12 protein-coding genes are annotated in these 13,314 nt (G+C 71.8%); 1 reads left to right on the top strand and 11 read right to left on the bottom strand.

Features of this window, described 5'->3' with window-relative positions:
- Window positions 1-3 precede the first annotated feature (3 nt).
- From ACF068_RS13785 to ACF068_RS13765, 5 genes are all read right to left on the bottom strand, one after another.
- Window positions 4-837 carry a carbohydrate ABC transporter permease gene (locus tag ACF068_RS13785; protein ID WP_392274430.1) on the bottom strand — a complete coding sequence of 278 codons (834 nt, stop codon included), beginning with the start codon at window positions 835-837 and terminating at the stop codon, window positions 4-6.
- The gene (locus tag ACF068_RS13780) at window positions 834-1,826 is read right to left on the bottom strand and encodes a carbohydrate ABC transporter permease (RefSeq protein WP_392274429.1); all 993 of its coding nucleotides are present in this window, start codon (window positions 1,824-1,826) and stop codon (window positions 834-836) included. Before ACF068_RS13780 ends, ACF068_RS13785 begins: the two co-directional genes overlap by 4 nt.
- Entirely contained in the window at window positions 1,823-3,157 is a 1,335-nt protein-coding gene (locus ACF068_RS13775; RefSeq protein ID WP_392274428.1) for an extracellular solute-binding protein, read from the bottom strand. Before ACF068_RS13775 ends, ACF068_RS13780 begins: the two co-directional genes overlap by 4 nt.
- A gap of 189 nt (window positions 3,158-3,346) precedes the next feature.
- Window positions 3,347-3,634: a DUF3039 domain-containing protein gene (locus tag ACF068_RS13770; RefSeq protein ID WP_023588437.1), complete on the bottom strand. Its 288-nt coding sequence runs from the start codon at window positions 3,632-3,634 to the stop codon at window positions 3,347-3,349.
- Window positions 3,635-3,800: 166 nt separating this feature from the next.
- The gene (locus tag ACF068_RS13765; RefSeq protein ID WP_392274427.1) at window positions 3,801-4,361 is read right to left on the bottom strand and encodes a YqgE/AlgH family protein; all 561 of its coding nucleotides are present in this window, start codon (window positions 4,359-4,361) and stop codon (window positions 3,801-3,803) included.
- A 256-nt stretch (window positions 4,362-4,617) separates the two neighbouring features.
- Between ACF068_RS13765 and murA the strand changes: the two genes are divergently transcribed.
- The gene (gene murA / locus ACF068_RS13760; protein WP_336322887.1) at window positions 4,618-5,958 is read left to right on the top strand and encodes a UDP-N-acetylglucosamine 1-carboxyvinyltransferase; all 1,341 of its coding nucleotides are present in this window, start codon (window positions 4,618-4,620) and stop codon (window positions 5,956-5,958) included.
- Between the two features lie 443 nt (window positions 5,959-6,401).
- On the opposite strand, the gene ACF068_RS13755 is transcribed toward murA, so the two are convergent.
- The 6 genes from ACF068_RS13755 to ACF068_RS13730 all read right to left on the bottom strand — a co-directional run bounded on the left by ACF068_RS13755 (window position 6,402) and on the right by ACF068_RS13730 (window position 13,305).
- On the bottom strand, window positions 6,402-6,683 hold the full coding sequence (locus ACF068_RS13755; RefSeq protein ID WP_017237029.1) for an HU family DNA-binding protein: 282 nt from the start codon (window positions 6,681-6,683) through the stop codon (window positions 6,402-6,404).
- A 323-nt stretch (window positions 6,684-7,006) separates the two neighbouring features.
- On the bottom strand, window positions 7,007-8,440 hold the full coding sequence (locus tag ACF068_RS13750) for an NAD-dependent malic enzyme (RefSeq protein WP_392274426.1): 1,434 nt from the start codon (window positions 8,438-8,440) through the stop codon (window positions 7,007-7,009).
- 439 nt (window positions 8,441-8,879) lie between these two features.
- Window positions 8,880-11,168, bottom strand: a complete 2,289-nt coding sequence (locus tag ACF068_RS13745; protein WP_392274425.1) for a HelD family protein — start codon at window positions 11,166-11,168, stop codon at window positions 8,880-8,882.
- Window positions 11,169-11,228: 60 nt separating this feature from the next.
- The gene (locus ACF068_RS13740) at window positions 11,229-12,059 is read right to left on the bottom strand and encodes an anti-sigma factor family protein (RefSeq protein WP_392274424.1); all 831 of its coding nucleotides are present in this window, start codon (window positions 12,057-12,059) and stop codon (window positions 11,229-11,231) included.
- Window positions 12,056-12,649 (bottom strand): sigma-70 family RNA polymerase sigma factor, encoded by a 594-nt coding sequence (locus tag ACF068_RS13735; RefSeq protein ID WP_064072166.1) that lies wholly within the window; start codon window positions 12,647-12,649, stop codon window positions 12,056-12,058. The genes ACF068_RS13740 and ACF068_RS13735 overlap by 4 nt, the downstream gene beginning before the upstream one ends.
- A 104-nt stretch (window positions 12,650-12,753) precedes the next feature.
- Complete coding sequence (locus ACF068_RS13730; RefSeq protein ID WP_392274423.1) at window positions 12,754-13,305, bottom strand: CGNR zinc finger domain-containing protein; 552 nt, start codon at window positions 13,303-13,305, stop codon at window positions 12,754-12,756.
- Window positions 13,306-13,314: the final 9 nt, after the last annotated feature.

The raw sequence follows: 13,314 nt of genomic DNA, 5'->3' as shown, positions 1-13,314 counted from the left end.
TCGTCAGTCCTTGACCGCGCCGCCGAGCCCGGACACCAGGCGGCGCTGTACGAGTACGAAGAAGACCAGCACCGGGATGGTCATCACGGTCGACGCGGCCATGATGCCGCCCCAGTCGTTCTCGTCGGGCTTGAAGAAGACGAGCAGCGCCATGGGCAGGGTCGACCGTGAGGTGTCGCTGATGATGAACGACTTCGCGAACAGGAAGTCGTTCCAGGTGGAGATGAAGGAGAAGACGCTCGTCGCGACGAGCCCCGGGAGCACCAGCGGGAACAGGATCCGCCACAGGAACCGGGAGCGGCTCGCGCCGTCGATGTACGCGGCCTCCTCCAGGGCCTCGGGGACCGCCTTGACGAAACCGCGCAGCATCCAGATCGCGAAGGGCAGGGAGAACGCGAGGTGCGGCAGGATCAGCGAGCCGAGGGAGTTGAGCTGGCCGAGGTCCCGCATGAGGAAGAACAGCGGGATGGTCAGCGCCTCGACCGGCACCATCTGCGCGATCAGGAACATCACCAGCAGGGTGGTGCGGAAGCGGAAGCGGAAGCGCGTGACCGCCGTCGCCGCGAGGAAGGCGATGAGCGCGGAGGCGAGGACCACGGTGCCGGCGACCAGCAGGCTGTTGAGGAAGTAGCGGCCGAAGTCCTGCTGGGCGAAGACGCGGCGGAAGGAGTCCAGGGACGGTTCGAGGGTCCAGGGCCGGGGGTGCGCCGACTGGATCTCGCCCGCCGGTTTGAAGGCGGAGAGGACCATCCAGTACAGGGGGAAGGCGACCGCGGCCGCCACCAGGAGGGCGCTGGCCTCGGCGGCGAGGCGCCACGGCCGGCGCGCCGGCGTCACAGTTCCTCTCCCCCGCGTCGTACGAGACGGAGGTGGACCAGGGTGACGGCGAGCAGGATCAGCAGCATGACGACGCCGATCGCCGAGCCCAGTCCGTACTGGGAGGACGCGAAGGCCTTCTGGTACGCGTAGACGTTCAGGACGAGGTTCTGGCCGGCGATGCCGCCGCCGCCCGTCATCACGTAGATCTGGGTGAACACCTTGAAGTCCCAGATCACCGACTGGATGGTGACGACGAGGAGGATGGGCCGCAGCATCGGGGCGGTGACCGAGCGCCAGGTCCGCCACGAGGAGGCGCCGTCGAGCGCCGCGGCCTCCAGGACCTCGGCCGGGACGGCCCTGATACCGGCGTAGACGGTGACCATCACGAACGGGAACGAGCACCAGACGATCTCGCCCAGGACGAGCGCGAAGGCGCTGTAGCGGCCGTACGTCCAGGAGAAGTCGCCCAGTCCGAGCACCCTGTTGACGGGGCCGAGGTCCGGGTCGAAGAGGAACACCCAGACGGTGGACCCCGTGACGGCGGGTGTCGCCCACGCGCCGAGCGCGGCGAGCATCAGCGCGAGGCGGGGGACGGCCCGCACCCGGGTGAGGAGGACGGCCAGGGCGCACCCGACGGCCAGGGTGGCGACGACGCACACGGCGGCGAACAGCACGGTGGCGAGGAGGACCTGCCGGAACTGCGGGTCGCGGACGAGGGTGCCGTAGTTGTCCAGGCCCCGGAAACCGGTGGGCCGGCCGCCGCTGACCTGCGCCTGGGTGTACTCCAGCAGGGAGATGAGGCCGAGTTGCTGGAGCGGGAACAGCAGCAGGGCGCCCAGGACGGCGAGCGCGGGCGCGAGGTACAGCCACGGGGTCCAGGCCTCGTGGCGCCGGCCGCGGCGCGGCGCCGGTGCACCGGGCGCGCCGGGCGCACCGCCCAGGGGCGCGCGGGTGCCCGGTGCGCGGGTGCCGCGCACGGGCCGGGTGCCGGCGGCGTGGTGCGTCATGGCCGGCCCGCCGCGGCGAACGCCGCGTTCATCTTCGCGGCCGCGTCGCGGGAGGCCGCCGCCACGTCCTTGCGGCCGCTGATGACCTCCTGGAACATCGTCGGCAGGACCAGCGAGGCGTCGATCTCGCCCCAGGCGGGGGACGCGGGGACGAACCTGGTCCCGGCGGACAGTGTGTCGGTGAACGGCTTGACGAACGGCCGCTTCCTCGCCGCCTCCGCCCGCACGTCGGTGAAGGTCGGCAGGAACCCCATGGCGTCGAACAGTTCGCGCTGCGCCCGCTTGCCCGCCAGCGTCTTCACCAGGTCCACGGCGAGGGTGCGGTGCGAACTGCCGCGCAGGACGCCGAGGTTGTTGCCGCCCGCAAAGGCCGGGGCGATGGATCCGGGTGTCGCCCCGGGCAGCGGGACGACCGCGTACCGGCCCTTCACGGCGCCCGCCTCCACCGCCGCACGGCTGAAGTCGCCGCCGATCGCCATGGCCGCCTTGCCCGAGGCGAAGGCCGTGACGGTCGCGTTGCCGCCCATGGAGGCGCAGGTGGCGGCCGGGCAGTTGTCGTCGCCGAACAGGGAGGTGTAGTCGGTGATGCCCTTGCGGGCGGCCGCGCCGTCGACGGTGGCGGTGTAGCCGCCGTCGCGCTCCGTGGCGAGGTCGCCGCCGGCCGCCCAGAGGAACGGCAGCGCGCCGTAGGTGTACGCGCCGCCGACGGCGATCCCGTACAGCCCGGGTTTCTCCTGGCGTATCCGCTTCGCGGTCGCGATCAGTTCGGTCTGCGTCCTGGGCGGGGTGAGGCCCAGTTCGCCGAACACGTCGGTGCGGTAGTACAGGGCCCGTACGCCGACGAACAGCGGGGCGCCGTACACCTTGCCGTCCACCGTGACGGAGGCCCGTGCGGTGGGGTCGGTGTCCCCGGCCTCGTCCCACGCGCCGAACTCGGCGCCGATGTCGGCGAGTCCGCCGTCCCGGACGTGGCCGGCGGTGTCGGTGTTGCCGTACTCCATGACGTCCGGGGCGCTGGCCGGGTCGTTGAAGGCGGCCCTGACGCGCTGTGCGCGGGTGTCGACGGGGATGTACTCGACGCGTACGCCGACCCCGGGGTGCCGTTTCTCGAACGCGGCGACGGCCCGGTCGACGACCCGTTCCTTGGGCCCGTTGGCGACCTCCTGGAAGAGCCAGACGCGCAGCGTGCCGGTGGTGGCGTCCTCCGTGGCCGTGGTGTCGGAGGTCCGCGGGGCGCAGGCGGCGGCCAGGAGGACGGCGGCGACGGGGGCGACGAGCCGGGCGAACAGGCGGAACGACGGGCGGGCGGACGGCCGGGCAGGAAGCTTCAAGGCGGATCCCCTCCGATCGCGTTGCAACATACGCAACGGGCGTTTCACGCTGCACAACATAGAGGAGACTAGAGCCGGCCCGCGACGCCCACAAGAGGTCTCGACCACACCGCGATCACATGACGAAGGCCCCCGGGGCGCGTACGTGTGTACGCGTCCCGGGGGCCTCTGCCCGGCGGGTCCGGAAGGTTACTTCTTGTCCTTGCCGCCCTTGTCCTTGTCGCCACCGGCGCCCATGGACTCGTAGATCTCCTTGCACATCGGGCAGACCGGGTACTTCTTCGGGTCGCGGCCCGGCACCCAGACCTTCCCGCACAGCGCCACCACGGGAGTGCCGTCGAGGGCACTCGCCATGATCTTGTCCTTCTGGACGTAGTGGGCGTAGCGCTCGTGGTCGCCGTCGCCGTGCGACACCTGTGGCGTCGGCTCTACGAGGGTCCCCGTACCTGCCCCGCGCTCGGGCTCAAGAGTGCTCATGAGCTCCAAGGGTACTCACGCCGGAGCCGTCCCGGGAGCGAGGCCCCGCGGGCCCGCCGCCCCGGAAGCGCGGCCGCGGTGTGAAGCCCGTCACCCGGCGGGCGCTGCGCGTCCGGTCCGGGCGGGTGGCCGAAACCCGCCGTACCGCCCCGTCTGCCCCGGAGGCTCAGTTCAGCGAGGGATCGTCCGGATACGTGGCGATCATGGCGAGCTCGCCGCGCTGGCGCCGCAGCACCTCGCGCCACAGGCTCTCGGGACGCGGCGACGAGACGTCCCCCGGTTCGGAGTCCACGACGAACCAGGCGCCCTCGGCGAGCTCGTCCTCGAGCTGGCCCGGCCCCCACCCCGCGTACCCGGCGAAGATCCGCAGGCTGCCCAGCGCGGCGGCGAGGAGTTCCGGCGGGGTCTCCAGGTCCACGAGCCCGATCGCCCCGTACACCCGCCGCCAGCCCAGGGGGCCCTCGTCACCTGGGATCACGGCGATCCCGAGGGCGGCGTCGAGGGAGACGGGGCCGCCCTGGAACACCACGCCCGGTTCACCCGTCAGTGGCGCCCAGCCCTCCAGGACGTCACCGACACCGACCGGCGTCGGGCGGTTGAGGACCACGCCAAGGGAGCCCTCGTCGTCGTGGTCGAGCAGCAGCACCACCGCGCGGTCGAAGTTCGGGTCCGCCAGCGCGGGGGTGGCGACGAGCAGCCGTCCGGTGAGCGAGGACACCTCGGTCATGCCAGACATGATCCCGCATCCCGGCCGTCCGTGGGGGGTCGGCGGCCGGACGGGCGCCACGGCCCCGCGCCCCGGGCGCCCCGGGAGCGCTCTGGCCGAAAGCGGACGGTAACCGTCCGCAAGGGCCGGGGAACGGAGGGTGCTGTGCCGAATTCATTACATCTGAGTGGCGTCCACGGGCTACCAAGAAGGCCACTCCGCCCCCTTACCCTTTTCCCTGGCCCCCTGCCCGACCTCCCACCGGAACGCGAGATTCATGACCGGCACAGACGATGTACTGCTTGTCCACGGCGGAACCCCGCTGGAGGGCGAGATCCGCGTCCGCGGCGCGAAGAACCTCGTGCCCAAGGCGATGGTCGCAGCCCTGCTCGGCAGCGGGCCGAGCCGGCTGCGCAATGTGCCCGACATCCGTGACGTCCGCGTCGTGCGCGGGCTGCTCCAGCTTCACGGCGTGACCGTCCGCCCCGGCGAGGAGCCGGGCGAACTGGTCCTGGACCCGACGCACGTCGAGTCCGCCAACGTGGCCGACATCGACGCCCACGCCGGCTCGTCGCGCATCCCCATCCTGTTCTGCGGCCCGCTGCTGCACCGCCTCGGCCACGCCTTCATCCCGGGCCTGGGCGGCTGCGACATCGGCGGCCGGCCGATCGACTTCCACTTCGACGTGCTGCGCCAGTTCGGCGCGACGATCGAGAAGCGCGCCGACGGCCAGTACCTGGAGGCCCCGCAGCGGCTGCGCGGCACGAAGATCCGGCTGCCGTACCCCTCGGTCGGCTCGACCGAGCAGGTGCTGCTGACGGCCGTGCTGGCGGAGGGCGTCACGGAGCTGTCCAACGCGGCGGTGGAGCCGGAGATCGAGGACCTGATCTGCGTGCTCCAGAAGATGGGCGCGATCATCTCCATGGACACCGACCGGACCATCCGGATCACCGGTGTCGACAAGCTCGGCGGCTACACCCACCGCGCCCTCCCGGACCGCCTGGAGGCGGCCTCCTGGGCGAGCGCGGCGCTGGCGACCGAGGGCAACATCTACGTGCGCGGCGCGCAGCAGCGCTCGATGATGACGTTCCTGAACACCTACCGGAAGGTGGGCGGTGCCTTCGAGATCGACGACGAGGGCATCCGCTTCTGGCACCCCGGCGGCGCGCTGAACGCGATCGCCCTGGAGACCGACGTGCACCCCGGTTTCCAGACGGACTGGCAGCAGCCCCTGGTGGTGGCGCTCACGCAGGCGGCGGGCCTGTCCATCGTCCACGAGACGGTGTACGAGTCGCGGCTGGGCTTCACCTCCGCGCTGAACCAGATGGGCGCGCACATCCAGCTCTACCGGGAGTGCCTGGGCGGCTCGGACTGCCGCTTCGGCCAGCGCAACTTCCTGCACTCGGCGGTCGTCTCGGGCCCGACGAAGCTCCAGGGCGCCGATCTGGTCATCCCCGACCTGCGCGGCGGCTTCTCGTACCTGATCGCGGCCCTGGCGGCGCAGGGCACCTCGCGGGTGCACGGCATCGACCTGATCAACCGCGGCTACGAGAACTTCATGGAGAAGCTCGTGGAACTCGGCGCGAAGGTCGAACTCCCGGGCAGCGCGATCGTCTGACGCCCCGTGAGCCACTCCGACGGCCCCTCGCCCCGTGCGAGGGGCCGTCGGCCGTTCCGGGCCCCGCACAGCCCCTCACAGGCCCCGCACCGGGCGAGTGAGCCGAAGGGGCGCGGCGGGCGCCGAAAGGGCGGAGGCCCCCGAGAAACGGGGCGAGTGAGCCGAAGGGGCGCGGCGGGTGTCGAAAGGGAGAACGCGCGGAGGCCCCCGAGGAACGAGGGGGTCGAGCACGATCGACCGTCGACACACGCTTGAGCGCCCCGGAGGCGAACCGAGCCGGGAGAAAAACCGAGCACGATCGACCGTCGACACCCGCTTGAGCGCCCCGGAGGCGAACCGAGCCCAAAAAAAGGGCGAGCGCCCCGGAGGCGAACCGAGCCCAAAAAACGAAGGGCGGCCACCCCTCCGGGGGGTGGCCGCCCTTCTCAACGCGCCAGGGGGGCTTACTTGCCCTTGGCGGCTTCCTTGAGCTTGGAGCCCGCGGAGACCTTCACGCTGTAGCCGGCCGGGATGTTGATCGGGTCGCCGGTCTGCGGGTTACGAGCGGTGCGAGCGGCACGGTGGGTGCGCTCGAAGGTCAGGAAGCCGGGGATGGTGACCTTCTCGTCGCCCTTGGCGACGACCTCACCGACGGTCTCGGCGAGCGCGGCCAGCACGGCGTCGGCGTCCTTGCGGGTCACCTCGGCGCGGTCGGCCAGGGCGGCCACCAGCTCACTGCGGTTCATGTTGTACTCCCGTGTTCTTCTTGCTGTTGAGGCGTGCCACGCGGCGAAGCCGCATATTGGGCACAGCGAAGCCGATGCTGCCAGGGCCCTCGGACAGTCCCCGGACCCGGGTCTGCTGTCAGACCCTCGCGCCCGAATACGCATCCTGCCCCCACCAGCGGCGGGAAAGCCAATCCGGCACCCTCCGGAGTCACACGAAAAGCGCCACGGGCCCGCCGTGGTGACGTTCGGTCGACTCCTCCGAGACTCTCCGAGACTTCCCGGGGCCGAACCGCCACCCTAAAGGCGGTTTTACGGCCCCGGGACACGCGACGCGCCGGAGGTCAGACGGACGTGGGCGCCGTCACACCGGCGCCGGCGGCCTTGGCGGCGTCGCGCACCGCGCCCGCGACGGCGCCCGCGACCTTGTCGTTGAAGACGGACGGGATGATGTAGTTCGGGTTCAGCTCGTCCTCGGTGACGACGTCCGCGAGGGCGGCGGCCGCCGCGAGCATCATGTCCGTGTTGACCGTGCGCGACTGTGCGTCGAGCAGGCCGCGGAACACGCCCGGGAAGACCAGGACGTTGTTGATCTGGTTGGGGAAGTCGGACCGTCCGGTGGCCACAACTGCCGCCGTCTGGCGGGCGATTGCAGGCTCGACCTCGGGGTCCGGGTTCGCGAGCGCGAACACGATGGCGCCGTCCGCCATGGCCGCCACGTCGTCGCCGGACAGGACGTTCGGGGCGGAGACGCCGATGAAGACGTCGGCGTCGCGCACGGCCTCCTTGAGGGTGCCGGTGACGCCCTCGGGGTTGGTGTTGTCGGCGATCCAGCGCAGCGGCGACTCGGGGTCGGCGGAGACGAGGTCCTCGCGGCCCGCGTGCACCACGCCGTGGATGTCGGCGACGACGGCGTGCTTGACGCCCGCCGCGATGAGCAGCTTGAGGATGGCCGTGCCGGCCGCTCCGGCGCCGGACATGACGACCCGCACGTCCCCCATGGCCTTGCCCACCACGCGCAGGGCGTTGGTGAGGGCGGCCAGGACGACGATCGCGGTGCCGTGCTGGTCGTCGTGGAAGACGGGGATGTCGAGGGCCTCGCGCAGCCGTGCCTCGATCTCGAAGCAGCGGGGCGCGGAGATGTCCTCCAGGTTGATGCCGGCGAAGCCGGGGGCGATGGCCTTGACGATCTCGACGATGGCGTCGGAGTCCTGGGTGTCCAGGCAGATGGGCCAGGCGTCGATGCCGGCGAACCGCTTGAACAGGGCCGCCTTGCCCTCCATGACCGGCAGCGCGGCCTTGGGGCCGATGTTGCCGAGGCCCAGCACGGCGGAGCCGTCCGTCACGACTGCGACGGAGTTGCGCTTGATGGTGAGACGGCGGGCGTCCTCGGGGTTCTCGGCGATCGCCATGCAGACGCGGGCCACGCCGGGGGTGTAGATCATGGAGAGGTCGTCACGGTTGCGGATGGGGTGCTTGGACGCCATCTCGATCTTGCCGCCGAGGTGCATCAGGAACGTACGGTCGGAGACCTTGCCGAGGACGACGCCCTCGATGCCGCGCAGCTTCCCGACGATCTCGTCGGCGTGGGAGGTGGAGCTGGCGGCGATGGTGACGTCGATCCGCAGTTTCTCGTGGCCGGAGGCGGTCACGTCGAGGCCGGTGACCGAGCCGCCCGAGGATTCCACAACCGTGGTGAGCTGGGAGACCGCTGTTCCGCTCGCGGGCACCTCCAGCCGGACCGTCATCGAGTACGAGACGCTGGGCGCCGTTGCCATGGCCGTGTTCCTCTGCTTTCCCTGGTTCGTTGCCGCGCCGCGCCGGCGGTGACCGGGCGGAGCCCTCCGATGGTCGCACCTACCTGCGAGTAGCAGGTAATAGCGGTCGTTTCGGTCGTACAGCTTTCGGAAACTGTTTTCCACCATACGAGAGATCAGGGTGCCGGCGGAAGTCCTGGCGGACGAAACGACAGCAGGTCCGTGCCATCGGACGATGACACGGACCTGCTGTGTACGACTTGAGTGGCACCGACCCGCCATGCTCGCCTCGCGGCAAGTGGTCGCTCGTAGCGACGAAGGTTGGGCCCGGGGGCTTGGATCGAGCCGGTGCCACACCCAGGCTAACAAACCGCCCCGGTAAGTGATTCCCCCCGCGCCGATCCGTTCCCCGACCGGCCCCGCGACGGTTCCGGTCCGGTCCCGCTCCGAGGGCCCGGGCTCAGTCCCGGAGCAGGTCCGGGACGCCCTCCGCGTCCGGGTCGTCCCGGCGCCCCGAGACCACCGTCAACTGCTGGGTCGCACGGGTGAGGGCCACGTACAGCACCCGCAGCCCGGCCGGGGACTCGTCGGCGATCTCGGCGGGCGAGACGACCACCGTCGCGTCGTACTCCAGGCCCTTCGCCTCCAGGCTGCCCAGGGCCACCACCCGGTCGCCCAGGTCCGCCAGCCAGCGCGCCGCCTGCTCGCGCCGGTTCATCGCCACCACGACGCCCACCGTGCCGTCCACGCGGTCCAGCAGCCGCCGCGCCTCCTCGCGCGCCACCTCGGCGAGGTCCCCGCCCGCCACGGCCACGAAGCGGGGCTCCACGCCCGTGGAGCGCACCGCCCGGGGCGCCTCCATGCCCGGCATGGCCAGGGCCAGCACCTTGGCGGCGAGCTCCGCGATCTCGGCCGGGTTCCGGTAGTTCACGGTCAGCTCGAAGCGCCGGCGCGGCCGGCTGCCCAGCGCCTCGTCCCGTGCCTCGGCCGCCTCGTCCGGCACCGACCAGGACGACTGGGCCGGGTCGCCCACCACCGTCCAGGTGGCGTGCCGCCCGCGCCGGCCGACCATCCGCCACTGCATGGGCGTGAGGTCCTGCGCCTCGTCCACGATGACGTGGGCGTACTCGGTGCGCTCCTGCGCCAGCCGCTCCGCCCGCTCCCACTGCGACTCCTCGCGCACCGGCATCAGCTCCTCCAGCCCGGTGAGCTGGTCCAGCGGGTCGAGCTCCCGCTTCCTGCGCGGGCGCGCCGGGGCACCCAGCAGCGTCTGGAGCTCGTCCAGCAGCGCCACGTCGTGCACGGAGTACCCGTCGCGCCGCAGCGAGCGGGCCAGGCGCCGCACCTCGCCCTGGTTGAGCACCCGGCGCGCCCAGCGGCCCAGCCGCTTCTCGTCGGCCATCGCCTCCAGGACGCGCCGGGGCGTGAGCTCGGGCCACCAGGCGTCCAGGAACGCGAGGAAGCTGTCCTCGGTGGTCACGTCCTCGTCGAAGGAGGAGCGCAGTTCGGCGGCCAGCTCCGGGTCGCCCGGGTGCCGGGAGCCCGCGCCCGTCTTGACGTACAGGGCGTCCAGCAGCAGTTTGCGGGCCCGGGGGCGCAGCAGGTTGACCGGCGCGGTGCCGCCGAGCGCGGCGTGCCGGATCCGGGTGAGCTCCTCGCCCTCCAGCTCCAGGCGCCGGCCGAAGGCCACCACCCGCAGCCGCTCGGGCGCGTCGCCCAGTTCGAGGGCGCCCCGCACGGCCTTGCGCAGCACCGCCCGCATCCGGGAGGAACCCTTGACGCGGGCGACCGCCGGCTCGTCGTACACCGTGGCCTCCACCCCGTCGACCAGGCTGCCGACCGCGCGGATCGCCACCTGGCCCTCCTCGCCCAGCGACGGCAGGACGCCCTCGGTGTAGGCGACCAGCAGCGGGGTGGGCGAGACGATGAGGATGCCGCCCGCGTATCTGCGCCGGTCCTGGTAGAGCAGGTAGGCGGCGCGGTGCAGCGCGACGGCGGTCTTCCCGGTGCCGGGGCCGCCCTCGACGTACGTCACGGAGGCGGCGGGGGCCCGGATGACCAGGTCCTGCTCCGCCTGGATGGACGAGACGATGTCGCGCATGGTGTGGCTGCGGGCCTGGCCGAGCGCGGCCATCAGGGCGCCGTCGCCGAGCACGGCCAGCTCCTCGCCGCCGAGCCGGGCCTTCAGCTCCGGGCGCATCAGGTCGTCCTCGACGCCGAGGACCTTGCGGCCCCGGGAGCGGATGACCCGGCGGCGCACCACCCGTCCCGGTTCCACGGGCGTGGAGCGGTAGAAGGGGGCGGCGGCCGGGGCGCGCCAGTCGATCACGAGCGGCGCGTAGTCGGAGTCGAGGACGCCGATGCGGCCGATGTGGAGGGTCTCGCCGATGTCGGCGGTGCCGTCCGGCCGTACGGCGTCGTCGGCGGGCTCGACGGAGGTGTACGCGCCGTCGGGGCCCTTCTTGCCGTCCTTGCCGTACAGCAGGTCGATCCGGCCGAAGAGGAAGTCCTCGTACTCGTTGTTGAGCCGGTTGAGGTGGATACCGGCCCGGAACACCTGGGCGTCGCGCTCGGCGAGCGCGCCGGGCGTGCCGACCTGACCCCTCTTGGCGGCGTCGTTCATCAGGAACTCCGCCTCGTGGATCTTCTCCTCGAGGCGGCGGTACACCTGGTCCAGGTGGTCCTGTTCGATCCCGAGCTCGCGGTCCCGGATCGTATCGACACCACGGTCGGCTTCCTGCGCGGCCACCGAGGCCCCCTTCTGACGTGCTGGGCAGCCGTCGAGCGTACGCCACAGGAGGGGCATATGTCAGGCGGTGGCCGCGGGGACCTCCACCAGGCGCTCTCCGTCGAAGGTGCGGACCTCGAAGTGGTCGATGTCGTTCCGGTCCATGGCGGCGCCGCCGTGCACGTACAGCGGGTTCTTGCCCGTCTCATGGGTGCTGCCCGGGATGCCGTACCCCCACTTGGGCACGGCCCACGACGTGACGACCTCCTCCTCGCCGGTCTTGGAGACGGCGATCAGGTTGCACTTGAGCGGACCCTTGACGTTCTTCAGCTCCAGGACCGTGTGGGTGCCCCAGGCCTTCTTCTCCATGCCGACGGTGGCGCTGACCTTGGTGCCGGCGTCGGTGTGCTGGACCTTCTCGTCCATGTGGTGGAAGAAGGCGTCCTCGGCGGGGCTCGTCGGGTGCGGGTCGATCGCCTGGTTGGTCCGGTTGGTCTCCCCGCCGCCGGAGGAGGTGGCGACGAACGCCGCCGCGGGACCGGCGATGATCAGCGCGGCAGCCGCCGCGACCAGGAAACGGCTGCGGCGGCGGCGCTGGGCGCGTTTGACGGCCACCTCGTCGACGAGGCGGTCGAGCATCGGCGCCGGTGGTCCGCCGGGGGCGCCGCGGGCGCCGGGCCGCTCCGGCATCGGGAGGACGACCGGCCGCTCCGCGGGGCCGGGGGCCTCGGCGAGCATGGCCAGCATCGGTTCCATCCCGGAGAACTCCTCCAGGTGGTGGGCGCACAGGTCGCAGCCCGCCAGATGCGCCTCGAAGGCGGTGGCTTCGGCGTCGTCCAGAATGCCGAGCACATACGCGCCGACTGCGTCGTGCACCGACTCGTTCCCCTGTGGAGCGTGGTGCGACGTCATGCCGAGATCCCCCTCTCCTCCAGCGCGAGCTTCATCGAACGCAGTGCGTAGAACACGCGGGACCGGACGGTCCCGCTGGGTATGCCGAGGATCTCGGCCGCCTCGTTGACCGTACGCCCCTTGAAATATGTCTCGACCAAGACTTCCCGGTGGGCCGGGGTCAAATCGTCGAGCGCATCAGAGAGCGTCATCAGCCACAACGCCTTGTCGATCTCGTCCTCCGCGGGCATGACCTCGAGCGGCGACGGATCGACCTCCTGCGGCCGGGCCTGCCGGCTGCGGTGGCCGTCGATGACGATACGCCGGGCGACCGTCACCAGCCAGGGTCGGACAGAGCCGGTCGCCCGATTGAGCTGACCGGCGTTCTTCCAGGCACGGATGAGCGTCTCTTGTACGACGTCCTCGGCGCGCTGGCGGTCGCCGGCGACGAGGCGCAGTACATAGGCGAGCAGGGGCCCGGCGTGTTCACGGTAGAGAGCACGCATCAACTCTTCGTCCGGGACGTCCGGTTGGGTGCGTGCGGGCACCGCTCGATGCCGGGCACGATGCGTCCCCCGACGGTCATCGGCCACGGCGGCATCCTTGCGCACCTGGAACCTCCCGGTCGAGACCTTGATCTGACTCGCTGTCCCCCATCACTACGTGGGGGGCGGGGGGGTTTGCTCAACGCGCGGAGATTTTTTTCCAGGAAGTTTCACAACTGGCCGTGTGTGCGCGCACGGTGGCGCGCCACACGCTCCCGGTTGCCGCACGTCGCACTGGAACACCAGCGGCGCCGGCGCCCGCGCGATGTGTCGAGATACACACGGCGGCAGGCCTCTCCCTCGCACTGGCGCAGCCGCGCGCGGGTCGCCGGGTCGGTCAGGAGGTCGACCGCGTCCCGGGCGACGGCCGCGAGGAGGGCCCGGCAACCGGGCGGCACGGCCAGCGCCCGGACGAGGCGGCCCCCCTCGCCGGGCACGGCCCGGGGCGCCGGAGGCGGGGCGGCGGCGAGGGCGTTGAGGCGGTCGAGGCGGGAACCGGGGTGCCCGCCCCGGCCGTCGAGCTCGTCCCGGACCAACCGGTCGATGTCCCGGGCCAGTTCGGCGAACCGTTCCGCCCAGTGCTCGTCCACCCCGTCGAGCGGCGTCCCGGCCGGTACGAGTCCGGCGGTGACGAGCCAGTGCGCGAGCCGCCCGGGGTCGGACGGCGGCTCGGCCATGAGGTCCAGGCAGAGCCGCCCGGAGTGGAACCGCCATGCCACCATGCGCCCCAG

It is taken from the genome of Streptomyces sp. NPDC016309 (assembly GCF_043077235.1).
Taxonomy (GTDB): domain Bacteria; phylum Actinomycetota; class Actinomycetes; order Streptomycetales; family Streptomycetaceae; genus Streptomyces.
The sequence above is the reverse complement of the archived record's forward strand: the minus strand, read 5'-3'. Positions and strand labels throughout refer to the sequence as shown.